Origin of the sequence: Paenibacillus sp. FSL H3-0469 (genome assembly GCF_038051945.1) — a bacterium.
GTDB lineage: Bacteria > Bacillota > Bacilli > Paenibacillales > Paenibacillaceae > Paenibacillus_AQ.
Genome location: NZ_CP150302.1, coordinates 3,447,539 through 3,472,732 on the forward strand (window position 1 = coordinate 3,447,539; position 25,194 = coordinate 3,472,732).

The window sequence follows — 25,194 nt, forward strand, 5'->3', positions numbered from 1 at the left end:
GCAACGGCTCTACCGTCCCGTCATTAAAATATAAAGCTGCTTCACTCAAAAGATTATAATGTTATAATGTTTATAGTAGCACAAGTGTAATCCGGAAGAGAACTGCAATTTCTAAATCAACAGGTTCCATCCAAGCTTTCTGGTCCGAATATCTTAACACTGGAGGTACTGCTGCATGTCCAATCCCGCACCCCAGCCATCCTTGCTGAACCGGTTCCGGCTGACCTGGAATCACTTCAAGTCAAGGCTGCTGCTGAAATACGCTTTTTCCTATATCCTCATGTTCCTGATCCCGCTCACCGGCGTTACCATCTTCGTCTATGAAAACGCCGTCAAGGGCCTGCGGGTCGAAATTGAACAATCCAATGTTAATCAGCTTAATCAAGTGAAAAGCACCATCGACGGCCGGATGAATGAGCTTCAGGAGATCGCCGGACGCATCGCTTATGACAAGCATCTGACCCCTTATATGGTCCGGCATCCCTATTACAGTCTGGAGGCAATTCAGGCACTGGCGAATTACAAGGCCAGCAGCAGCATTGCCGAGGATCTGTTCCTCTATTTCCACGGCGATTCCAATATCTATTCTTACCGTGGGCTGGCTGATCTTCACGTCACCTTCGACACCCTCTATCAGTTCGAGCGCTGGACTCCGGAGGAGCTGCGGCGTGACTTGAACGAGACCCGTCAGCCGCTGGTCCGTCCGGCCGAGAATGTGACGGTCAATTCCCGGATGGAACCGATGCTCGCCATGCTCGTCCCGGTGAAGCCGAATGACCCGTTCCCTTACGGAACAGTCGTCTATCTGATGAAGGAATCCAATCTTACCGGCGTCATGGATTCAGTTCTGAGCGATTTCTCCGGCAGCAGCTATATCTTCGGCCCCTCCGGCGAGGTGCTGACCGCGAACAGCCATGGCGTCAGCTTCCCCCAGAACGAGCTGCAGACCCTATCCGCTCTTAAGCCGGGGATTCACAATCTGGAGCTGGACGGGGAGCAGTACTCCGTGGTCTCTGTAAAGTCCGAGGAGAACGGCTGGACCTACGTCACCACGATGCCCAGCTTCCAATTCTTCAGCCGGGTTGCCCATGTTCAGACGCTGATTCTGATTGTCTTCTGTATTACAGTCGTTACCGGCATAGCGGCGGCGCTGCTGCTGGCCAAGCGGCAATACCACCCGATCCGCGATCTGATGGAGTTCGCCAAGCCGCGGGGCAGCAGCAACGAAGCTCCCAAGCTGCGCAATGAATGGGAATCCATCCGCCAGACGCTCCATGACTACAGTGCCCGGATTGATCTTCAGGAGCCTTTTGTCCGCAACCAGTGTATGCTGCTGCTGCTCAAGCACGGCCAGCCGGATGATCCCGAGATTGAACAGATGATCCTGAGCGCAGGCTTCAGGCATCCGCAGGGACAGGGCCTCTACTTCTCGGCCATCCTGTCCTGGGATGATGCAGCGCCGGGCGGCAAGTTCTGGCAGGAACGCCATCTGCTGCAGGAGATGCTCAGCAATATCTGCCTGCCAGGCCCGGATGCGCAGATCTTCGGGATTGAATTCTCGGTCAAGGACCAGTTCGCTCTGATCATCTCCCTGCCAGGGGAGGGGGAGCTGCCCGTTCAGCGCCGGATGGAGCAGGTCATTGAAGGGATTCAGGATGTGATCCGTGAACACTCGCAGCTTGCACTGAGCATCGGTGTCGGCATGGCCTACCGTGATCTCGCCCGGTTGAACCAGTCGTTCATTGAAGCCGCCGCTGCCCTGGAGCACCGGATGATACGGCGCAGCGGCCAGGTCACCTACTTCGAGCAGCTTGCGGAGCTGAATCCCGCCGCGGCCGAGAGCTTCTGGATTCCGCGCAAATCCATGCTGAAGCTGGAGCAGAGTCTGAAGCAAGGGAACGAATCGGTAGCGGCCCAGATGATTGCCGACACCATTGACACGATCAAGGACGAGCCGCTGCAGGTTCATCTGCTGCGGTGTATCTGCTTCGATCTGCTGAATGCTTTTCTGCGCACCGCCTCGGAGCTGGGTATGGATGAGGTGTTCACCAATATGCCGGAGCTGACCTCCTTCGAGACACTGGAGGAGCTGGAGAGCCGGCTGCTCTCGCTGGCTTCCGCCATTTGCGCCCAGGTGGAGCGGAACACCGAGACCAGCGAGTCTTCCCTGATGGATGACATTCTGGCGTATGTGGACCAGCAGTTCGCAGACTATACCCTGAGCCTTGAGCATGTGGCGCTGAAGTTCGCCATCTCGACCTCTTATTTGAGCCGGAGCTTCAAGGAGAAGACCGGCAGCAATTTCTCGCAATATATCTGGCAGCGGCGTGTGGACGAGGTGATCCGGCTGCTGGAGAACACCAGCGCACCGCTCAAGGAGATCATCGAGCAGGTCGGTTACCTGGATGCGCCCAACTTCATCCGCAAGTTCAAAAAAGAAACCGGCCTGACGCCGGGGCAATACCGCAAGGAACATGCCTTGAAGGGGGCCGCTGCGAAAAGACCGGTTTGAAAAACGGGCGGAGCGTCCGCCCTGAATGTTGGCATACAACCAATCCTGCACATAATGCAACATTTTACTCATCCTATGGGCCCGAACGCATAATTGTTGTACAAAAGGCAGGATTCCATCTTTATCGGGCAGCGTGGCAGGTTTATTCCTGCATTCTATGCAACATTCCTCCCGCAAAGCTCGCTATCTGTGAACCGGGGCTGCAAAATGTGCAACATTTATATCACCAGCAGCTATGCAGGTGATTCGCCACTTCGCCATTTGCGGGACGAATCACGCAGCCTGCCTCACCAGTGCTTGGGTTACTCCGCTTCGCGGGGTGATTATCTGGTACTCCGCTTGGCGGGGCGATTATCTGGTACTCCGCTTGGCGGCGGCTTCCTGGCTACTCCGCTTCGTTCAGAATATGCTCCACCAATTCATCCAGCGGCACCGTGGCGAGCGCGATCGCTGTGTCGGTTACCCCGTAATAGATATAGAGCAGGCCGTCCTTGACCACATTGCCGGTCGGGAAGATGACATTCGGAATCTGGAAGCCAAATTTCTCGTAATACGTCTCCGGCTCCATAATGAAGTTATGGGTCCGGGCAATGATTTTCTCCGGCTGCTCCAGATCCAGCAGCATCGCCCCTACACGGTATACGATCTCTTCATCGACGCCGTGATAGAGCACCAGCCAGCCCTTGTCTGTCCGGATTGGAGGCGTTGAGCCGCCGATCTTCCGCGACTCCCAGGACAGGTTCCCGGCGATGGCGAGCAGCTTGGGCTCTTCCCAATTCACGAGATCCTCGGAATAGGTAATCCACATAGCGGCTTTTTCCGTCCCGTAAGCTTCGCCCACATATTCTTCGGGGCGGCGGAGCAGCACGAATTTGCCGTTTATTTTCTCAGGGAACAGGATGTTGTCCCGGTCGTTAATGTCGAGCGGCGTGGTATCGGCCACGAACTCCCAGTCCAGCAAATTGGTTGACTTCAGAATCGAGGAGCGGGTCAGCCAGTGGCCCTCCTCTTCCCCCCAGCCGTCCGGGTAAGTCGGAATGGAGCGCTCAGGGACGCCGCGCCCGGTAGGATAATAGCTCATGGCGCAAGGGCGCAAGGCGTAGTTCAGGTAGAAGGTTCCATCGATCTTCACAATACGCGGGTCCTGCACACTGCCGTACGGGAAGCCCAGCATATCCGGCGTGACAATCGGCTCATCCTTCACATGGGTGAAGTTCACGCCGTCTTCGCTCGTAAGCAGCCCCAGATAGTTCTTGCATGGAGTCAGGGAACCGGCAGTGCGCTCGATCATATAGAACTTGCCGTTATCGATGATAACCGCAGGATTGAACACGGTCACCTTGCGCCATTCATAGCCGCCCGGGACGACAATCGGATTATTGGGATGTCTTGTAATTTGCATGTCTATTCCTCCTGCGAATGATGTTCGTGGTATATAAGAAGCACTTAGGCTTTGAACTTGAAGCTTGATCGTCACTGCGGTGAACATTTGGACTTCCGGCCGCTGTTGTCAACAGATTTCTAGATTTAATCCGCTTTTCAGCGGTTGAAATCCGTTGACTGCTGATGCTTCCGAAGTGAGCTTTCCTGCGGAAAGCTTTCAGGCGGACGCTACCGCTCCTACAGTTCCAAATTCCCCCTCCGCTTCTCTGCTTTCTGTTAATTACTTTCGTGCTTCTTATATAACTTAAGCGTCTGTACCTCATAGGGTCTGAAGGACAGCGGGATGACGCCGCCGGTGGTCTCCACGGAGCCGGTCCTGCTCTCCAGCAGATTGACGCGGCAGGCGCGGACGTCCTCGTCCTTCCAGTCCAGTGCAGCCGTCTCTCTGCTGCCCGCCGCTTCATACAATCGGACAATTGTGCCGCTGCCGTCCTCGGCTGGCTTGATCGTGTCAAGCATGACGTGGCTGCTCTGGAAGGCAAGCCAGGCATGGGTGCTTGGATAGCGGCCGGAATGTGCAGCTTCGTTAATCGCCAGCAGCGGCTCATTCAGCGCTGCCGCTTCCTGTACTGTATCGGCCTGCCGCCACTCTCCGCTGTGCGGATAGAGCGAGTATGTGAATTCATGCTCCCCCTGGTCGGCATTGCGGTCCGGCCAGCGCGGAGAGCGCAGCAGCGAAAGCCGCAGCACTCCGTCATGGATGTCATAGCCGTATTTGCAGTCGTTCAGCAGACTAACGCCGTAGCCGCCTTCGGACAAATCGGCCCAGCGGTGTCCGCAGACCTCGAATTGCGCCTGCTCCCAGCTGGTGTTGCGGTGGGTCGGGCGCTCCAGCGCGCCGAACGGAATCTCATAGGTAGCCTTCGCGGCCACAATGTCCACCGGAAAAGCAACCTTCAGCAGCTTATGCTGCTCCCTCCAGCTTACGCGGGTGCGGAAATCCACTCTGCGGCTGTTCCGGGGCAGTATAATCTCCTGCTCAATCTGCGATTCACCGAGCTGCCAGCGGAACTTCAGCACGGTCTGCACAGGACCGCTGCTGACCACCCGGCGGTCCAGCAGCTTTGCTTTGCCCGCAGGCTGCTGCTCATAACGCGGATCTATATCCCAGGCATCCCACAGCGGCGGGGTGTCATGATAGAACTGCAGCTGGTTCCCGGTTTGGCCGGGCTGGAGCAGCTCGCGGCCAGCGCTTTTGTCATACCAGCGGCTGATCTCTCCATCTTCATTGAAGGTCAGGATATAATGGTCCGTCTCCCATTGCTCCGGGAAGCCGTCTCCATTAGCAGAAGAATCTGCACGCGACACATCCCTTACTCCGGCTGGCTCCGCAGCCTCCCGCAGCCAGATTGCCCGGCAGCCGAAGGCCGGAACCTTGCGGACCTGCACAGCCAGCGTGCAGCTGTCCCCTCCACCCTCTGTGTTCCAGCATTCACTAGGCAACAGGCCATCTTCATCGAAGGCCTGCATAGCAGCCAGCTCAGGCCCCCCCTCCAGCCGAAGCAGCTCCGTCCGCTCCCAGCCCAAGCTGTTGAAGACCACATAGGGACGGCCCTCGCCCGATGTATTCACCTCAGCCGCCAGAGCATGCAAGGAGCGGTCCAGCACCTGCCTGCCCAGACGGAAGATCTCCGCATATTCCTCCCGCGAGGTCGTATACACCTCCGGGATGGAAGTCCCCGGGATGATGTCGTGGAACTGGTTGAGAAGCAGCAGCTTCCAGCCCCCGGCTAGCTCCCCGGAGGGCAACAGATGCTGCACATCCGGCTGATCCGGCTGCTCCAGATCCAGAGCACCGTCCTTCTCCGCCAGCACACTCCAAATCTCCGCCTGCCGGTACAAAATCTCCGCCTTGCGGTTGCTGCGCTTATTGAAGGCATGGGTCGTGAAGGTTCCCCGGTGCAGCTCCAGATAGAGATCGCCGTGCCACGCCGGAAGCTCCGGCTGGCGCGCGCCAATCTCCGAGAAGAAGGCTTCCGCCGTCGAGAATTCGCTAACCGGCTGGCCCGGCGCAAGATCGGTGCGGCTCACATATTCCAGCATCTCGTGGGTGACCCCGCCTCCGCCGTCGCCGTGGCCGTAGAGCAGCATCAGCTCATCGTGCTCTTCCTTCTGGGCGTAGGCCTCCCAGTGCTCCTGCACATCCTTCGGATGCGTATGCTCGTTCACCCCATGGTTCTGATAGGCCACAATCTTCGTCCCGTCAATGCCGACCCAATGGAATAAGGTATGCGGGAAGGGATTGGTATCATTCCAGCCCAGCTTGGTGGTCATGAAATAATCGATGCCCGCCTGCTTCAGCAGCTGCGGCAGGGAGGCGCAATAGCCGAACGTATCCGGCAGCCATTCAATCGTGGACTGCTTGCCGAATTCCTTCATATAGAAGTCCTGGCCGTACAGCATTTGCCGGACCAGCGACTCCCCGCCGGGAATGTTCAGATCGGGCTCCACCCACATGCCTCCGACCAGCTCCCACCGGCCTTCGGCAATCCGCTCCTTGATCCGCCCGTACAGCTCGGGATAATGCTCTTTGGCGAAGGCATAGAGCTGGGGCTGGCTCTGCGAATACCGAAAGTCCGGGTACTTGTCCATCAGGGTGCAGACGGTGGAGAAGGTCCGGCTGACCTTGCGGACCGTCTCCCGGACCGGCCACAGCCAAGCCACATCAATATGCGACTGGCCGACCATGTGCATCGTCCCCGGGTTCAACCCCGCAGGCCGCTCGGCTGCCGCAGCTTCCCGCAGCTGTTGTTCTGCCGCAGTTACGGCACCGCCGTCCAGCAGCAGCTCCTCCTTCATATAAAGCGTGTCCATGACCCGCTCCAGCGCCTTAAGGCTGCGGAGGCGGCGCATGTCTCCCTCCGGCAGCAGGAGGGCCGCTTCGTGTACGATTCGCACCGTATGCAGCAGGCTGTATACCGGACGATTGACGCGCACAAGCTTAATTTCAATGCCCGTCAGCGGCGGCTTAATCACCGCCTGCCGGTTCAGCGGGTCCTCCGGCTCAGGCACCGGATCATACAGCTCGATGTCAAGCGTCAGGCATTCGCCCGCACGGCCGGAAGGCAGCGGAATGAACCAGTGATTGCTGTCCAGGCCATGATAGGGCGTTCCGCCCAGCCTCAGCAGGCCTTCCCCGCGTCCCAGATAGAGCAGCGCCGCTTCTTCCGGTGCCCAGTCTCCCGGAACCGTAATCTCCCGGTGAAGGAAATACGTAGTGCCATACCCACCGTCCAGCAGAGAAATATTGTATTCCTGATGCACTTCCTCCTCATGCTCATAGCAGCCGGGAGTAAGGTAGCGGGATTTACGCATGCTCCACTCCGCAAGCTCAATCTTCTCAGCCCACTGCCGCTTCGCCAGCCACGCGGTGAACCGGTTCATACGCTTCATGGCTTAGCCCTCCTCCCGGACCCGGAGCGGTGCACTCAGGTACTCGGCGGAGTGCGGGCCTGCCATCACCGTGAATTCACCCGGCTCCACGATCCGCGTCAGATCCGCCGATACATACTCCAGCTCCTCCCGGCCTACACGGAACGTAACCGTCTGCGTGTCTCCCGGCTGAAGGCTGATTTTGCGGAAGCCCTTCAGCTGCTTCTCGGGCCGGGTAATGGAAGAGGCCAAGTCGGAAATATACAGCTGGACCACCTCGCTGCCCGCCCGGTCACCGCTGTTAGTTACATCCACGGAGACAAGCGCTTCTTCATCCGCAGAGATTACAGGAGGCTCCACCTTCAGGTTGCTGTAGTTGAATTCACTGAAGCTAAGACCATAGCCGAAGGGATATTCAGCATGGAAGTCCGTCTCCAGATACCGTTTGCCTCTCGTCCGCCGCTTATAGTAGTACACGGGCAGCTGACCGACATGCTTCGGGATGCTGATCGTCAGCCGCCCGGAAGGATTCACCTCACCGAACAGAATGTCGGCAATCGCATGTCCGCCCTCCTGGCCCGGGTACCATGCCTCCAGAATAGCGTCTGCGTGCTCTACAATCCAAGGCTCGGCAATCGGGCGGCCGTTGATATAGACCACAATCAGCGGCTTGCCCAGCTTGTGTAGCTCCTGCGCCAATTCAAGCTGCACGCCCATCAGATTCAGCGTGGACCGGTCGATGCCCTCCCCGCATTCCATGTCGCTCCAGGAATGCTCCGTCACGACAGAAGCGCCGGTGAGCAGATCAATCGTCCCCTCCCCGAAGTCTCTGGCGCTGGAGCCGCCGATCGCCAGCACTACCGCATCGGCTTCGGCCGCACAGGCCAGCGCAGGGGCAAAGCCTTCCCGGGAATCCCCCTTAATCCGGCAGCCGGGCGCATACAGGACCTTATCCGCTCCGCCGCCCAGCGCCTGCCGGATCCCCTCCAGCACCGTAACAATCGCGCCTGCGGGCTGCGGCGAGGTGTAGTCGCCAAGCTGGTTGTACGGGGCATCCGCATTGGGACCGATCACAGCAAGCTTGCGAATCCCCTTACTCAGCGGCAGCGCTGCGTTCTCATTTTTCAGCATGATGATGCTCTCACCGGCAATCTTCCGGGCCAGCTCACGGTGCTCCGGCTTGCCGATGATGCTCTCCGCCTGCTCAGGATCGGCATAGGGTCGGTCGAACAGCCCGAGCTTGAACTTCAGCTCCAGAATCCGCGCCGCCGCGCGGTCCAGATCGGATTCCTGCAGCCGTCCGTGTGTGATAGCAGCCGCGATATGCTGCTCGAACATCTCGCCCGACATCTCCATATCGATGCCTGCCAGCAGTGCCTGCGCTACAGCTGTTTCTCCGCTATCTGCGGTGTTATGACCATTCGTCAGCATGCCCAGCGCTCCGCAGTCCGTGATCACGAAGCCTTCGAAGCCCCACTCTTCCCGCAGCACATCCTGCAACAGATAACGGTTCGTCGTACACGGCACGCCGTCAATCTCGTTGTACGCTGTCATAATGGACAGCGCACCCGCCTCTACCGCCTTACGGAACGGCAGCAGATCAACCTCATGCAGCTCGCGCAGTCCCATATGCACGGGCGCGGAGTTCCGCCCGCCTTCCGAGCTGCCGTAGGCGGCGAAATGCTTCAAGGTGGCCAGCACGGAATCCTCCGCGTCCAGCCGTTCTCCCTGCAAGCCCTTCACAGCCTCCACACCCATAGCCGCAATCAGGAACGGGTCTTCGCCGAAGGTCTCCTCCGTCCGGCCCCAGCGCGGATCACGCACCACATCCAGCACCGGCGAGTAGGTCGCCGCCCCGCCTTGGCTGCGGGTCTCCAGCGCTACCACCCGGCACATCTCCCGGTACAGCTCCGGGTTCCACATGCTGCCCAGTGCAAGCGGCACCGGAAATACAGTCGCCCCGATCGCCATATGTCCGTGGGAGCATTCCTCCCCGAACAGAATCGGAATCCCGAGCCGGCTCTCCTTCATCGCATAGGCCTGAATCGCATTGACCGCCTCCGCCCCTTCCTTCGGGGACAGGCCGGTCTCCAGCGTAACTCCGGTCCACGGGTCGGCGCGCAGCGTTCCATACAGGGAGCCGACACCTCCGGCGGCCACCTGCCGCTTGAAGGCTTCGGTCATGCCTGTGGTTCCATCCGGCTGCTTCTCATAGCACTGCCAGCCGAAAGGCTGGACTAATTGTCCAGCCTTCTCTCCAAGTGTCATGCGCTGCTGCAGGTCCTGTACCCGATCCGCCACAGATTGTGTTTTATCCTTATAGATCATTTTTACAGCACCTTTCTGCCGAGCCTGAATTAGTTGGTTTTCCAGCGGTCATACGCAGCCTGGTTAATCTCAGCTACACGCTCTCCGCCCATCTTCTTGACAGTAGCCACATAGTTGTCCCAGCCGGTCAGCGGCTCGGCACCGGTGATGAACTTCGCTTCCATCTGCTTCACATAGGTACTCAGGTCGGAATTCAGACTGCTGATTTCCGTCTGCTCTTCCACGGTTAGGAACAGGGCCGGGAACGGAATCCGCGCGCCTTTATCCAGCAGCTTCTGCTTAGTCTCTTGCTCTACCCAGAGGTCAAAGTCTGTCTTCAGCCCCTTGTTAATATCATCCATGGACAGGGTTGGGGCAGGAATGCCGTAGTTCGGCGTCAAGGTGGCCCGGAAATCCTCCATTTCCTTGCCGTCCGGTACAGGCAGGTATTGCTTCACGCGGTTGTCTTTGTCGGTGTACTCCCAGAGCGTACCCTCCGGCCCTTTGTTGAAGAACAGGGCGCCTTCATAGGAATAGAGGTAATCTACCCAGCGGAGCGAGGCTTCCGGTGCAGGGTTACTGTTCGTAATGGCGAATGCGCCTGTTGTAATTCCTCTGTTCTTGGCAATCGCCGGAGCGGACACCGATTCACTGCGCACAGGGGCGAACATCGGATCTGCCGTGGACGGCTCTCCGCCCTTCGTCATATAAGCATGCCAGTCGGAAAAGAGCGCCACGCGGTTATTCTGCGCCTTGGCCTTCTTCTGCTCCGCCGTCTGTGAGAAGCTCTCATGATCCAGCAACTCCTCGGACCACAAGCGGTTCATATACGTCAGGTACTCCTTATAGCCTTCTTCAAGCGGTGTGTAGTGGACCTTGTCCGCATCGTCTACATAGATTTCTTCTTCATAGATGCCAAAAGCGCCCAGCAGCCAGGTACGGATATCGCGGAGGTTCGCAGCAGTTGTAGTCACTGAGGAGATTGGAATCTCATCGGCAGTTCCGTTGCCGTTCGGATCTTCCTCCTTCACGCGCTTCAGGTAGGTGTATAGCTCCTCGGTCGTTTCCGGCAGCTTATCGATGTTCAGCGCCTTCAGGAAGTCGCCGTTGTACCACATCGGGTTACGGTACCAGTGCTGGCTCATTTCCACCACCGGCAGGGAGTAGATATGACCATCCGGGGCGGTAATCGATTTGCGCACATCCGGGTTCTCTTCCAGCAGCGCCTTGAAGTTCGGGGCATACTCTTCGATCAGATCCTCCAGCGGGATTAAAATCCCCTGCTCGCCGTAATTCATCTGCTCGGCAGTCGTCAGACCGGCCGCATAGAAGATATCCGGGTAATCGCCGCTGGCGAACACCAGATTCTTTTTGGTATCGAAGCTGTCCTTCGGCGCATTTTTATATTCCATCGTAATCCCGGTCTTCTCCTTCATCTGCTGGAGCACCGGCATGTTCTCCCAGTTCTGAATGCCTACATCCGGGGCCATCATGCTCAGAGTGATCGGCTCACTCACAATCGGGAAGCCCTCCTTGTTCACCGTAGCCTCGCCAGTACTCTTATTCGCAGTGCCTTCATTGGAGCTCCCGCAGCCTGCCAGCAGCCCAACAATCACAGCCGAAGACAGCAGAATCTTCCATGGTTTACGTGTGATCTGCATTCATAATTCCTCCCTTAGGTTCATTACATTTTAACCTTTAGCCTTTCACAGAGCCAATCATGACCCCTTGGACAAAATAACGCTGCAGGAACGGGTAGACCGCCACAATGGGCAATGTCGAGACAACGATGACTCCATATTTGACCAGCGATGCCGTCTCTGCCTTATTGTTCATGGCCATAGCTACCTCGCCGTTGATCGCTGCACCTGTGGTCTCGGCCGACATCTCCTGTAGGACCAGGATCTGGCGCAGCACCATCTGCAGCGGATATTTGGCTTCATCGTTCAAATAGATCAGGGACGGGAAATAGCTGTTCCAGTGTCCAACCCCGTAGAACAGGGCCATCACGGCGACAATCGGCGCGGACAGCGGCAGGATAATGCGGATGAACAGCTTCAGATTCGTACAGCCGTCGATGTGGGCCGCTTCCTGTAGTTCTTTTGGAATGGTGGACTGGAAAAAGGTGCGGGCGACCACGATGTTCCACACCGATGCGGCCACCGGCAGGATCAGCGCCCCCATGCTGTTAATGAGGCCCAGGTTCTTGACGAGCAGATACGTCGGCACCAGCCCGCCGCTGAAGAACATTGTGAACAGAATGAGGCCCATGAACAGCTGGCGTCCGACAAAATCAGACCGGCTGAGCGCATACGCGGCAGGCAGCGTAACGGCCAAATTAAGCAGCGTGCCAACAGCTGTATAGATGATGGTATTGAGATATCCGTTCCAAATCTTCGGGTTCTCGAACACCAGCTTGTAGCCGTCCAGCGTCACATTCTTCGGGAACAGCCACATGGCGCCCGAATTGACATCCTGCGGCGAACTGATGGACGCGCTGAGGATGTAGATCAGCGGATAGAGGACCACTACCAGCGCAAGGCACAGATAGATGTAGGTGCTGATCAGAAACAGCTTATCTCCCCTGGATTCTTTCATCGCAGTAACCAAAGACTTCAACTCCTTTCTACCAGAGGCTGTTCTCACTGGTGCGTTTGGCAATCCGGTTGACGGTAACGAGCAGTATTACATTGACCACCGAGTTGAACAATCCGACAGCGGTCGAGAAGCTGTATTGGGCGTTCACCAGACCGGCTCGGTAGACATAGGTGGATATGACATCGGAGGCTTCCATATTAAGCGAATTCTGCAGCAGCAGAATTTTCTCGAAGCCCAGGCCCAGAATGTTACCCATGTTCAGAATGAGCATGATCGTAATCGTGGGTATAATCGTCGGCAGATTGATATGCAGTACCCGCTTGATCCGGCTGGCTCCATCCACGATAGCCGCTTCATGCAGCTGCGGATCTACGCCGGACAGCGCCGCGAGATAGATGATCGTCCCCCACCCGGTGCTCTGCCAGACGCCCGAGAAGACGTATACCGTCTTGAACCAGGCAGGATCGGTCAGGAACTGTGCGGGCTCGAAGCCCAGGAATTCAATCGCCCGGACAATCATTCCGCTGGAGGGCGACAGGAAGGTAATAATCATCCCTGCCATGACGACTACTGAAATGAAATGCGGCGCATAGGTAACCGTCTGGACCGACTTCTTGAACGGGCCGTTGCGGACCTCATTGAAGGCCAGGGCCAGAATGATCGGCAGCGGAAACCCGATGGCAAGCTCATAGAAGCTGATGCTGAACGTGTTCCACAGCAAATCCCAGAAGAAATAAGAATTGAAGAACCGTTCGAAATGGTCGAAGCCTACCCAGTCGCTGCCCGTAATTCCTTTGGAGGGTACGAAGTTCTTGAAGGCAATCTGAATGCCGTACATCGGACCATAATGAAAGATGAAGAAGTACAGTAACGCGGGAAGCATGAACAGATAGAGCTCCCAATTCTGCCAGATTCTTTTGCCAAGGGACTTGTTCCCCTTCATTCTCCCACTCCTCTCTATGTTAGTTTTCATTACACATAAATCTGTATCCGCTTCGCATTCTTGCTATGGCCTTGCCTGCTAACGCTTACATCCCAAATTGTAGAGAAACTAAGCTGACATCGTAAATATGTAGGTTGTGCATTGTCATGTTAACCAAGTGTAAAACCGCGCTGCTACGGGGCTTACGGGCTGAATAGCTTGTCTGCGCTGCTCCCCGCTGTCTGCGGTAAATGTGTGAATTATGAACCCTCCTCCCCCCTGCAAAAGTTACATATTGTGCTCCCCCGGCAGGTATGCAAACATTTGCTACGAATGCCAACGCTACAACACCCGACTGACATATAGGAGGTTTCTGTCATGACCCGTACAACTGCCCACCTGATCTCACACACCCATTGGGACCGGGAATGGTATATGCCTTATGAGCGTCACCATGTGCTGCTGGCGAAGCTGATGAACGAGCTGCTGGAGACGCTGGAGCAGGACGAGCGCTACCGGTACTTCCACCTGGACGGACAGACCATAATTATTGAAGACTATCTGCAAGTGCATCCTGAGAAAAGAGAGCAGCTGGAGCGGTTCATCCGCGAAGGCCGGATTGTCATCGGTCCCTGGTATGTGCTCCAGGATGAATTCCTGACCAGCTCCGAGGCCAATGTGCGCAATCTGCTGATCGGCCATCAGGATGCGGCAAAATATGGCGTGATCTCGAAGCTCGGCTACTTCCCCGATTCCTTCGGCAATATGGGCCAAGCCCCCCAGCTGCTCAAGCAGGCTGACATCGAGACTGCGGTGTTCGGCCGTGGCGTGAAGCCGACAGGCTTCGATAATATGGTCGGCGAGCTGAACAGCACCAGCTATGAGTCGCCTTACTCGGAGATGTACTGGGAATCCCCGGATGGCTCGACCGTGCTGGGACTGCTGTTTGCGAACTGGTACAGCAACGGCAATGAGGTGCCTGTAGATGCAGAGGAAGCTCAGGTCTTCTGGGACAAAAAGCTCGCGGATGCCGGCAAATACGCCTCCACCCCGGAGCTGCTGTTCATGAACGGCTGTGATCATCAGCCGGTGCAGCGCGATCTCGCGGATGCGCTGGAGACCGCCCGGAAGCTGTACCCGGACACGGATTTTGTCCACTCCAGCTTCGAGGCTTATCTGAAGGCGCTGGCCCCTTCGCTGCCTGAGGATCTGGTCACCGTGCATGGCGAGCTGCGCAGTCAGCATACAGACGGCTGGGGGACGCTGGTGAATACCGCTTCCGCCCGGGTCTATCTGAAGCAGCTCAACCAGCAGGGCCAGACGCTGCTGGAGAAGGGCGCTGAGCCGCTGGCGGCATTGGCTTATCTGGTTAGCGGGCAGGCTTATCCTCATGCCCTGCTGACCTACGCCTGGAAGACGCTGATGCAGAACCACCCGCATGACAGCATCTGCGGCTGCAGTGTGGATGAGGTTCACCGCGAGATGATCAGCCGCTTCGAGAAGAGCCGCCATGTCGGCGAAGCTATTATTGAAGACAGTCTGAGAGCGGTCTCCGCACAGATTGGAACCCGGAATGTAGCAAGCTGGGGCGAATCGTCCCGGCCGGTGACGGTCTTCAATACTACCGGCTGGGAGCGCAGCGGAACGGTTAGCGTAGCGGTGATCTTCGCCAAGCGTTATTTCAAGGAAGGGCCGAATCCGGCTGCGATTGCTGAAGCGCTGGATCAATTACCGCTTGCGCTTGATAGCGGGCGTCTGCTGGACGCTCAAGGGCGGACTGTGGCTTGCAAGGCGGAGGACCTGGGTACGCGGTTCGGCTATGAGCTGCCGGATGACCAGTTCCGCAAGCCTTATATGGCCCGGATGGTCCGGCTGACCTTCGAGGCTGCGCAGGTGCCGCCGTTAGGCTACAGCACCTACGCCTGGACGGGGTCACTGGATGGTGCATCCGCTCGAGCTGCCGGTGCTGCTGATGCGGGTCCGCTTATGCTCCTTGAACAGGGGATGGAGAATGAATTCCTGGCTGTACGTATCCGCGAGGATGGCTCTTACGATGTGGCCGACAAGCGAACGGGCTGGAGCTTCACCGGACTCGGCGTCTATGAGAATTGCGGCGAAATCGGCAATGAATATGTGTTCCGTCAGCCCGAAGGTGATGCTGCACTGACTACCAGAGGACTCGCTGCCCGCATCTCGCTGGCTGAGCATGAGCCTTACCGCATCACGTATGAAATCGTACACGAATGGACGATTCCTGCCTCCGCAGACGCTTCGTTCGAGGATGAGAAGCGCAGAATGGTGCCGTTCCGGCAGCGCAAGGCCGGACGTTCTGCAGAGCAGATGCCGCTGCGGATCGTGACCCGGATCAGCCTGGAGGCCGGAGGGACCGGCGTTCAGGTCTCAGCCGCGTTCAATAATCAGGCCAAGGATCACCGGCTGCGCGTGCTTTTCCCTACCGGGCTGGCCGCTTCCACCCTGCGGGCCGATTCCATCTTCGAAGCCGCCGAGCGCAACATTGAACCGGCTGCGGACTGGATCAATCCAAGCAATGCCCAGCACCAGCAGGCTTATGTCAGTGTATCGGACGGCAGCGCCGGACTGCTGGTGGCCAACAAGGGGCTGAACGAATACGAGGTGCTGCGGGACGGCAGCAACACGATTGCTGTCACCCTGCTGCGCAGCGTATCGGAGCTGGGCGACTGGGGTGTGTTCCCTACACCGGAGGCCCAGTGCCTCGGCGAGCAGACCGTGGAATTCGCGGTCCGTCCCTTCGCCGGGGATACAGACTGGACGGAGGCTTGTGCCTGGGCCTATCAGTACCAGGTGCCCTGGTTCACGGTTCAGACCGGCTGGCAGGAGGGTTCCCTCCCTGCGGTCTATCAGCCGCTGGAATGGCAGGGCCGCACTTTGGCGCTGTCCGCCTTCAAAATGTCCGCAGAGCATGAGGACATGATCCTGCGCTGGTACAATCTGGCGGGAGTAGAGCAAGAGCTCGCGCTTACGCCGCATTTTCCCGTGGAGGCCATCCATGCCAGTGATATTCTGGAACGGCGCAAACAGCAGGAAGCCCTGGAAGCAGGCACTCTACGCCACTCTGTCGGTAAAGCTCAAATTGTCACCTATGCTCTAAAATCCGCAAAATCCTAAATTCACTATGCCAGGAGGAATTACATCATGAATCTGCCAGCTTCCATTACCGCCTATCTGAATGAGGCCGATGAACGGCTTGCGCATCACCCGAAATTGCAGCAGTTGTTCCGCAACTGCTTCCCGAACACACTGGAGACAACAACCAAGCTGCTGGAGGACGGCACGACCTTCGTGTTCACCGGCGATATTCCGGCCATGTGGCTGCGCGATTCGACGGAGCAGGTGCGGCACTATATTCCTTTTGCCAAGCATGACCCTGAATTGCAGCGGATTCTCCGCGGCCTGATTGCCCGCCAGATGTTCTATGTGAATATTGATCCGTACACCAACGCCTTCAACGAGACGGCAAGCGACAAGCATTACCGCGATACGGACGACTGTAACCTGAACCCGTGGATGTGGGAACGCAAATATGAGCTGGACTCCCTCTGCTTCGTCGTTCAGCTGGCTTATATGTACTGGAAGGAAGCGGAGCAGACCGATATCTTCGATGCTGCCTGCTATCAGGCGCTGACCTCGATTGTGAACACGATTGAGACCGAGCAGCGCCACGGGGAGAAGTCCCCGTACCACTTCGTCCGCCAGACGCTGAAGGATACCGAGACCTTGCAGAATGACGGCCGGGGAATGCCGGTCAACTATACGGGGATGAGCTGGTCGGGCTTCCGCCCAAGCGATGATAGCTGCGAATTCGGCTACAACATTCCTTCGAATATGTTCGCTGTGGTTATTCTGGGATATATTGGCGAGATGGCAACTGAGGTATATAAGGATGAGCGGCTGGCGGCGAGAGCAGCGAAGCTGCGCAAAGAGATCGACTTCGGCATCCGTACCTACGGCATCGTAACCCATCCGAAATACGGCAGAATCTACGCCTATGAGACAGATGGCTACGGCAACTACTCGCTGATGGACGATGCCGGTACGCCGGGGCTGATCTCTATTCCTTATATTGGGTATGTGGGCGTGGAGGATGAGATCTATCAGAACACCCGCCGGTTCGCGCTCAGCTTCGACAACCCCTTCTATTTCGAGGGCAAGCACGCCAAGGGCATCGGCAGCCCGCACACACCGGGCGGTTACGTCTGGCATATGGCACTGTCCATGCAGGCGCTGACGGCTAATAACGATGAGGAGATCAAGGAGCTGATCGACATGTTGATTCGCACCGATGCCGATACCGGCTACATGCACGAGGGCTTCCACCCGGATGATCCGGCTGACTTCTCGCGCGAGTGGTTCGCCTGGTCCAACAGCCTGTTCGCTACGCTGATCGGTAAGGCGATGGATAAAGGGCTGGTGTAGGGGGTAGCGGGAAATCAAACAGAACTTTCGGTTTTGCCACTAATAGAGAAGCTAATACTAGCAATCTCCATAAAAAACAAGGACCTGGATAAGTCCCAGTGTCCTTGTTTTTGCACCCCTGTGAATACCTTCACCTAGCTAATATTGATTCAGACCCTAGCAGTTTACCTTCAATAGTTCTTAAGCTTCCTGCCCCTGAACCATAGATCATTCATCATCTGGTTAATTCCGTCAAGCTTGTTTCCGTTCTATTCTCAAACCAACATATTTTTACTGCGATTCATAATTCCCTTGACTTACGGCTTGTCTGTCCGCTGCATCATCGGGTCCATTGCCCCATACATAGCCTGCTCCATCCGCCCCAGCATATAAAGCTGATAGAGAGAATAAAACACTACCTGTAAATCCATAATTATAGTTCCCAAACCACTCTGAAGTGTGTATTTCGTTATTATATTTTAATAACATTGTCCATTGTTTGTAGTAAGGGGTATATCCTGGAACCGATTTGTAGTCCCAAGCACCACCTGCCTGAACTCTTGCTACCCAGTATCCAAAAGTTGCACTATATGCTGCTGCCGGATCTCCAAAAATACCACCAGCTAATGATTGATAATAGTTAATCATTTGACTTCTATTTGTATAAGCTATGTTGTATGCACTAAGCGTAGGAGGAGCACCTGGATCGCTGAAAGGAACTATAAACGATAATTCATTTGTTGATAGTCTTTTTTGGTCTTTCTCGAATACATCTCTTGTTACTTCTTCTTTTGTGCCAATTTTTACATTGAAATCCTTATCGAAATGTACCCCACCAATTTCAATAGCGAAATTAATACTATTCATATTTTCAAGATATTTATTAAACAGATACTCGTCAACGCCAAGTTCATATGCACTAGTATTAATAGCAATTCTACCTGCGGTATCAATCGTTGCCAGTCCTTTCGAAACGACAGTCTGATGAATCTCCATAATCTCATCAGTTTGACTTTTCTGTCCATCTTGTGGATTTGCTGAAACTAAGCCGGAAAACAGTGAAAACATTACAATGACCAAGCTAAATATTTTCTTCATAAAATCGCCCTCCTAGAATAACATTAAGAACAAAAAATGGAGTATAGGTATTGGGTATGATTGAAGGTGAGGAGAATGTCCTCGAAAATGCAACTATATGTAACATTATGTAATTTAATGACTAAATGAGGTGATTAATTATGCTAAAGCTGAATAATATCAGTTGTATGTATGCTTTATTATTATTCATTGAATTACAATTAATGGGGAATGTAAATAGATTGAGTAGGACAACTGGTTTAGATTTCGTTTTTACAAATAGATTGGTCTCAATTTTTAATATAATATTTTTTATATTAGGCACGGCTTTCTTCGTTTTTTATACCAACAAACATTTTAAAGAATCTAAATTAAATTATTTCACGGCAATTCTATGGTTGCCATACTTCGCCATTTTCGTATTTGTTTTTACCGCAATATGGCCAAATGTGAATCCTGCTGAAATGGTTCCTCCAGTGCATGGACTCCTTGCTATTGGTGCTATGGTTATATATCCTTTTTATATAACTTTTATTAATTTGTTAAGCACCCTTAAATACAATTAATTAAAAAGTGGTTCGGCAGCGCTCATTCGTTCATTAATAGTTGGAAGAGATCCACCCCCTACTTCCTACAAGCAGAAAACGGCTGCGGCTCCCTTGAACTCAAGGAGGCCGCAGCCGTTTCTATGTGTCTAGCCTACCTATGCTTAGTAACCGCTCTGGCTCTGCTCGCCCTTGGCAATGGCTACGCCGCCGCTGGTTCCGATCCGGCTGGCGCCTGCGCCGATCATCACGAGGGCGTCTTCCGCGCTGCGTACACCGCCGGAAGCCTTCACGCCGATCTCAGGACCGACCGTTGCCCGCATCAGGGCGATATCTTCCTTCGTTGCCCCGCCGGTCGAGAAGCCGGTCGAAGTCTTCACGAAGTCTGCGCCCGCTTCTACAGCAAGCTTGCAGGCACGGACCTTCTCCTCTTCCGTCAGCAGGCAGGCCTCAATGATGACCTTGGTCAGCGCTTTGCCGCGCGCTGCTTCAACTACAGCAACCATATCGCGCTTCACCAGCTCGTCATTGCCGTCCTTCAGTGCGCCGATATTGATGACCATGTCCACCTCTCCGGCACCGTTCGCAATAGCATCCTTCGTCTCAAACGCCTTCGTCTCAGGAGTCGAGGCTCCCAGCGGGAAGCCGATTACGGTACATACTTTCACTTCTGGTGTATCCTTCAGCACGGCATGGGCCGTAGCTACCCAGGCCGGATTCACGCACACCGAAGCGAATTTGTAAGCCTTGGCTTCCTCAGCCAGCTTGATAATATCGTCTTTACGGGCATCCGCCTTCAGCAGCGTATGATCAATAATCCCGGATATTGTAGTTTCACTCATGTTCAATTCCTCCATATAATCGGTAATAGATGTTCACGTCCCTTGTAATCATACCAATAGTCGTAAGCTTTTGAAAGCTGGAGGGCATAACATCTGCTAATCCTGTATCCACTCCGGGCAATATAGATCAAGCCCGCCGATCCCCTAGCCCTATACATTCACCTGCCGGATGGCCTCCCGCAGATCGCCCGTACTCGCGCTGACGCTCAGCGAAGCCTCATAGACTTCTTTGATTCGCGCCAATTGCAGATCGGTCAGCTCACGGATCTCCCGGGTCTGCTCCGAGACCTCTCCGGCAATATCGGCCATGCTGCCCACCGCTGCCGCAACCTCCTCCGAGCCGGCGGAGAGCTGCTCCGCTGTCGCAGACACATCAATGATCTGTCCAGCCACCTCCCGGAAGGCGGCGGAGGCCTCCAGCAGAGCAGCCTCCGCCTCGGCTGACATCCGCACCCCTTCCTTCACTTCAGCAGACGCTTCCGTCATCTGTACCCCGATGCTAGCCGAAGCCTGGCTGATATGCAGCAGCAGCTCGGCCACCCGCTCGGCGGAGGCGGTGGAGCCTTCCGCCAGCTTGCGCACTTCACCGGCTACGACCGTGAATCCCCTGCCGTGCTCCCCCGCACGCGCCGCCTCAATCGAGGCATTCAGCGCAAGCAGCTTTGTCTGATCCGCAGACTCCCTGATCGCAGCCAGCGCGCCTTCAATCTCACCGGTATAGCCTTGCAGCCGAAGCACGATATCCAGCGTCTCCCCGGTGGATGCGGAGATCGATTTCATCTGCTGATTGGTATGGTTCATGGCCGTCTGGGATGCCTCTGCAATGTCCAGCGCCTTGACCGCGAATTCCGAGACCGCAGCCGAGGCCTCCGAGATGCGCGAGATACCCAGCGCCATCTCGTCCATGGCCACGGCACTGCTCTGCGCGCCTTCGGTCTGCGAATGGGCACCGGCGTCAATATCGCTGATTCTCCCGCTCACCGTCTCACTCATCTTCAGCACATCATCGGCATTCCTGGCGAAGGTCTCCGAGGAGCCGTAGAGACTGTCGGACGCGGTGGACACCCCGGATACAATCCCCTTCACTCTGGCATTCAGATCTCCCGACATCTGGAGCATCGCCTGATACGCCCTGCCAATCTCATCCCGGGAGGTGACCGGACGGGCATGCAGAGTGCGGGCTGCCCCGGCCAGATCCCCTTCCGCCATGGAGCCCGCACTCTGCGTAATGGTCGCCAGCGGACGCAGGGACCGGGAGACGAACCAGGCCAGCACCGCGAGTGCGCCCAGAGACAGAGCTAGAATAATACTATAGAGCGGCAGGCTCTCCATCAGGACATCACGGGTCAGCGTACTCAGGACAGCCACATCGGTGTCAATGCCCAGCGCCCCGACCAGCCGCCCGCCCGCATCCTTCATAGGGACGAAAGCTGAGATATAATCTCCGTATTCAGGATTGCGGATCAGCGGCGTGCTGGCGTTCTCTCCGGCCAGGACCGACTGCACCGCAGCAGCAGGCATATCCGTAGCCTCATTGATCCCCGATGCCAGCGGGTCTCCCTCCGGCCTGCCGTCAATCATCAGCTGCGGCTGGTTAGCCTCATCAATCCGTACAAAATATACATAACGGGCACCAATCGACTTCCGAAACTGATCCAGTTCATGGCGGAGGGACCAGTAGAGGTCCGACTCCTGCGGATCGGCCAGGAATCCGCTGTAGCGGCCGGCATCAATCTGGGTCACATAATGGCTGGCAATACTCATGTTGTAGCTGCTGATCGTCCCTTTGACCGCTGATCCCGTGTTCATCCATTGAATGGCGGCGTTGCCTGCTGTAATGGATAGAATCACTAAGGTCATAACACAGAGAATACGGGCAATCAGTCTGGTTCGGATAAAAGAAAACATGGAGGCCTTCCCTTTCGCGCATCACAATTGCGTGGTTAAAGTAGGGCCACCCGAATAAGCAAAAGCAATGACAAATGTCCCTCTACCGGAAAATTTCGACAAACTTTTCAAAAATCCTTTTCCCAAAGGGGTACAAACGATTAAATTTTGAACCATTCAAAAAAAAGACTGCTTCTGAAGCTCAACCGCTCCAAAAACAGCCTTCTATCCCTTGTCCGTTAATTATCCGTCAATGGCCGTCCGAAGACGACAATCCAACCCGCTGCACCAGCCGGGCACTTTCTTCATTTAGACCCGTGAGAGTGACCTTAGTACCCAGTGCCGCGTATTTGTCCATCGTCTTGGCAATGGCCCCCACCGCCGACTGATCCCACACATGGGAACGGCTGAAATCGATAATGACCTGTGCCGGATCACTGTCATACATGAATTCATTCACGAAATGGCTCGTGGTTCCGAAGAACAGCTGGCCCGATACCCGATAAGTCGTTACAGATGCTGTAGTATGAACACTCAGCTGGAGGGATGCGATTTTCCAGGCAAAAGACAAAGCACTCAGCAGCACGCCGAACAGCACGCCGATCGACAGATTATCGGTAGCTACTACTGTAACCACAGTGACCACCATGACCAGGGCATCGCTTAGCGGAACCCTCCGCAAGGAGGTCAGGGACTTCCATTCGAAGGTGCTGATGCAGACCATAATCATTACACCGACCAGTGCGCCCATCGGAATCTTCTTAACGACATCACCCAACACAAGAATCAGGAACAATAGGAAGATCCCGGAGACAAAAGTGGACAAGCGTGTCCGTCCGCCTGATTTCATATTGACCATCGACTGGCCGATCATCGCGCAGCCCGCCATGCCTCCGAAGAAACCGGTCACAATGTTGGCCAGCCCCTGCCCCTTCGCTTCCCGGTTCTTATCGCTGCCGGTGCCCGTAATATCATCAATCAGCGTAGCCGTCATCAGCGATTCCAGTAATCCAACTACCGCGAGAGAGAGCGAATACGGCAGAATAATCAGCAGCGTATCCAGCGTCAAGGGAAGGCTCGGCAGATGGAATACCGGCAGTGCCGAAGTAATAGTCCCCATATCGCCTACGGTTCTTACATCCAGCCCCAGCATAATGCTGAGTACCGAGACTACGACAATGGCGACCAGCGCCGACGGCACCGCCTTGGTGACCCGGGGAACCGTATAGATGATGACCAGCGTAAGAGCCACCAATGCGTACATGATCCAGCCCTGTCCTTCGAAATGCACCAGCTGAGCCATAAAGATCAGAATCGCCAGCGCGTTGACAAAGCCCGTCATGACCGGCTGCGGCAGGAAGGTGATGAACCGGCCCAGCTTCAGCAGTCCCATCACAATCTGCAGGATGCCAGCCAGCACCGTAGCCGCGAACAGATACTCAATGCCGTGCGACAGCACCAGGCTGCCGACCAGGAGCGCCATCGCTCCTGTCGCCGCCGAGATCATCCCCGGCCGCCCGCCGGCGAAGGCTGTTACAATAGCGATACAGAAGGAGGCGTACAAACCAACCATCGGGCTTACGCCAGCAAGGATGGAGAAAGCAATCGCTTCAGGAATTAAGGCAATAGCCACGGTCATGCCCGATAAAATATCACTCCGTGTGTTGGAGAACCAACCGTTGTTGTATGAGACGATTTGCTTCAAAATTTCAGTTCCTCCTAGTGCCTGAATTCACCCTTTTCAGCTTAACGGTATAATCCCGAAGCCTTCACTTCATTGAAGAAGGTGTTGAACTCCTCAATATTAAGCTGCTGCGCCGCATCGGACAAGGCGGTAGCCGGATCAGGATGCACCTCTACCATAATCCCGTCGGCTCCGGCAGCGAGCGCGGCCTTAGCACATGGAATCAGGATATCCTTGCGTCCGGTGGAATGGGTGACATCGACCAGCACCGGCAGATGGCATTCCTGCTTAAGAATCGGCACCGCCGAGATATCCAGCGTATTGCGCGTCGACCGCTCATAGGTACGGATACCGCGTTCAATCAGCATAATCTCCATATTGCCGCGGGACATAATATATTCTGCCGCATGAACGAATTCATCCAGCGTGGCGGATAGTCCGCGCTTCAGCAGCACCGGCTTATTCACTTCCCCTACCGCCTTCAGCAGCTCGAAGTTGTGCATGTTCCGCGCGCCGACCTGAATGACATCCACGTAATCCAGCGCTTCTTCAATATGCCGGGGATCTACAATCTCACTGATCGTCAAAAGCCCGTATTCACTCGCCGCCTCACGCAGAATCCGCAGGCCATCCATGCCCAGCCCCTGGAAATCATAAGGGGAGGTCCGGGGTTTGAAGGCGCCGCCGCGCATCACCTTGACGCCTGCCTTCTGCAAGGCTGCAGCCACCGTACGGGTCTGGAGCTCGCTCTCCACCGAGCATGGTCCAGCTACCATCAGCGAGGATAATCCGCCTACAGTAACGCCGCCCGGCAGCTCAATAACGGTATCCTCCGCATGGTCTTTGCGGGCTACCAGCAGGGTCTTCTTATGCTCCGTACTTTGCAGATCAAGCGAAGCAGAGAAAATCTGCTTGAAGAGCGTACGGATGGTTCCATCCGTGAACGGCCCCTTATTGCCGGCCACCATTTTCTCCAGCATCGCCTTCTCCCGTTCAGGATCAAACTTCGGCACGCCCTGCTTCTCTTTGAGCACCCCAATCTCCTGAACGATTCCGGCACGCTCCGAGATCAGCTCCAGCAGCTGACCGTTAATCTCATCCAATCTTGCTCTCAGATCATCCAATTCCACATTACTCATTCCCAGACACTCCTTTGTGATATTAATAATTAAGGCTATGAACGAACGCAAAAAGACCCCCCGCCGCAAGGGACGAGGAGCCGTGGTACCACCCTTATTTAGAGTTGAATCCTGCTGACGCATCAGCATATGACGGCATCCCTGAGGGTTACCGGCCGTGGATTCATTCTGTCTTACATCCGTTAACGCAGGAAGCGGGCCACCCTACCCATACCTGCTGCAGCAGTGTACTTCAGGGACCGACTCGGAAGTGAACTTCGGCACTAAACGTCTCATGAGGGTGCTCTCAGTCTCCGGCACGCCTTCCCTGTTAAGATCCGCTATGAAGTGCTTACTCTCTTCGTCATTGTCATTACAAGCTATATCAGTGCTATATGCACCAGTTTCTGCTATCTTAATCAAAAAGACTTCCATATGCAAGATAGTTCAGCA

Annotated in this window: 15 protein-coding genes; 4 read left to right on the forward strand and 11 right to left on the reverse strand. The window is 55.6% G+C overall.

Annotated features, from left to right (window positions below; genetic code table 11):
• The first annotated feature begins 175 nt into the window (after positions 1-175).
• The gene (locus tag NSS83_RS14915; protein ID WP_341348511.1) at positions 176-2,512 is read left to right on the forward strand and encodes a helix-turn-helix domain-containing protein; all 2,337 of its coding nucleotides are present in this window, start codon (positions 176-178) and stop codon (positions 2,510-2,512) included.
• Positions 2,513-2,897: 385 nt separating this feature from the next.
• Here the strand turns inward: NSS83_RS14915 and NSS83_RS14920 are convergent, their stop codons facing one another.
• From NSS83_RS14920 to NSS83_RS14945, 6 genes are all read right to left on the reverse strand, one after another.
• On the reverse strand, positions 2,898-3,914 hold the full coding sequence (locus NSS83_RS14920) for a glycosidase (protein WP_341348512.1): 1,017 nt from the start codon (positions 3,912-3,914) through the stop codon (positions 2,898-2,900).
• Positions 3,915-4,171: 257 nt separating this feature from the next.
• Positions 4,172-7,348: an alpha-mannosidase gene (locus NSS83_RS14925; RefSeq protein ID WP_341348513.1), complete on the reverse strand. Its 3,177-nt coding sequence runs from the start codon at positions 7,346-7,348 to the stop codon at positions 4,172-4,174.
• Between the two features lie 3 nt (positions 7,349-7,351).
• The gene (locus NSS83_RS14930) at positions 7,352-9,655 is read right to left on the reverse strand and encodes a glycoside hydrolase family 3 N-terminal domain-containing protein (RefSeq protein ID WP_341348514.1); all 2,304 of its coding nucleotides are present in this window, start codon (positions 9,653-9,655) and stop codon (positions 7,352-7,354) included.
• Between the two features lie 29 nt (positions 9,656-9,684).
• Positions 9,685-11,295, reverse strand: a complete 1,611-nt coding sequence (locus NSS83_RS14935; protein WP_341348515.1) for an extracellular solute-binding protein — start codon at positions 11,293-11,295, stop codon at positions 9,685-9,687.
• Between the two features lie 37 nt (positions 11,296-11,332).
• Entirely contained in the window at positions 11,333-12,244 is a 912-nt protein-coding gene (locus tag NSS83_RS14940) for a carbohydrate ABC transporter permease (protein WP_036694906.1), read from the reverse strand.
• 16 nt (positions 12,245-12,260) lie between these two features.
• A complete protein-coding gene (locus NSS83_RS14945; protein WP_341150233.1) occupies positions 12,261-13,175 on the reverse strand; it encodes an ABC transporter permease subunit in 915 nt (304 codons plus the stop codon).
• A gap of 357 nt (positions 13,176-13,532) precedes the next feature.
• Between NSS83_RS14945 and NSS83_RS14950 the strand changes: the two genes are divergently transcribed.
• Together NSS83_RS14950 and NSS83_RS14955 are read left to right on the forward strand one after the other, a co-directional pair.
• Positions 13,533-16,301 (forward strand): alpha-mannosidase, encoded by a 2,769-nt coding sequence (locus tag NSS83_RS14950; RefSeq protein WP_341348516.1) that lies wholly within the window; start codon positions 13,533-13,535, stop codon positions 16,299-16,301.
• Positions 16,302-16,328: 27 nt separating this feature from the next.
• On the forward strand, positions 16,329-17,609 hold the full coding sequence (locus tag NSS83_RS14955; protein ID WP_341348517.1) for a glycoside hydrolase family 125 protein: 1,281 nt from the start codon (positions 16,329-16,331) through the stop codon (positions 17,607-17,609).
• Positions 17,610-17,879: 270 nt separating this feature from the next.
• On the opposite strand, the gene NSS83_RS14960 is transcribed toward NSS83_RS14955, so the two are convergent.
• Positions 17,880-18,686, reverse strand: a complete 807-nt coding sequence (locus NSS83_RS14960) for a polymorphic toxin type 44 domain-containing protein (protein ID WP_341348518.1) — start codon at positions 18,684-18,686, stop codon at positions 17,880-17,882.
• Positions 18,687-18,826: 140 nt separating this feature from the next.
• Here NSS83_RS14960 and NSS83_RS14965 point away from each other — a divergent pair, with 140 nt between their 5' ends.
• Complete coding sequence (locus tag NSS83_RS14965; RefSeq protein ID WP_341348519.1) at positions 18,827-19,231, forward strand: hypothetical protein; 405 nt, start codon at positions 18,827-18,829, stop codon at positions 19,229-19,231.
• 143 nt (positions 19,232-19,374) lie between these two features.
• Here the strand turns inward: NSS83_RS14965 and deoC are convergent, their stop codons facing one another.
• The 4 genes from deoC to NSS83_RS14985 form a co-directional block, all read right to left on the reverse strand.
• Positions 19,375-20,052 carry a deoxyribose-phosphate aldolase gene (deoC, locus tag NSS83_RS14970; RefSeq protein WP_339311648.1) on the reverse strand — a complete coding sequence of 226 codons (678 nt, stop codon included), beginning with the start codon at positions 20,050-20,052 and terminating at the stop codon, positions 19,375-19,377.
• 150 nt (positions 20,053-20,202) lie between these two features.
• Positions 20,203-21,960, reverse strand: coding sequence for a methyl-accepting chemotaxis protein (locus NSS83_RS14975; protein ID WP_341348520.1), 1,758 nt, complete (start codon positions 21,958-21,960; stop codon positions 20,203-20,205).
• Between the two features lie 229 nt (positions 21,961-22,189).
• A complete protein-coding gene (locus NSS83_RS14980; RefSeq protein WP_341348732.1) occupies positions 22,190-23,647 on the reverse strand; it encodes a SulP family inorganic anion transporter in 1,458 nt (485 codons plus the stop codon).
• Positions 23,648-23,685: 38 nt separating this feature from the next.
• Complete coding sequence (locus tag NSS83_RS14985; RefSeq protein ID WP_341348521.1) at positions 23,686-24,762, reverse strand: bifunctional 3-deoxy-7-phosphoheptulonate synthase/chorismate mutase; 1,077 nt, start codon at positions 24,760-24,762, stop codon at positions 23,686-23,688.
• Between the last annotated feature and the right edge of the window lie 432 nt (positions 24,763-25,194).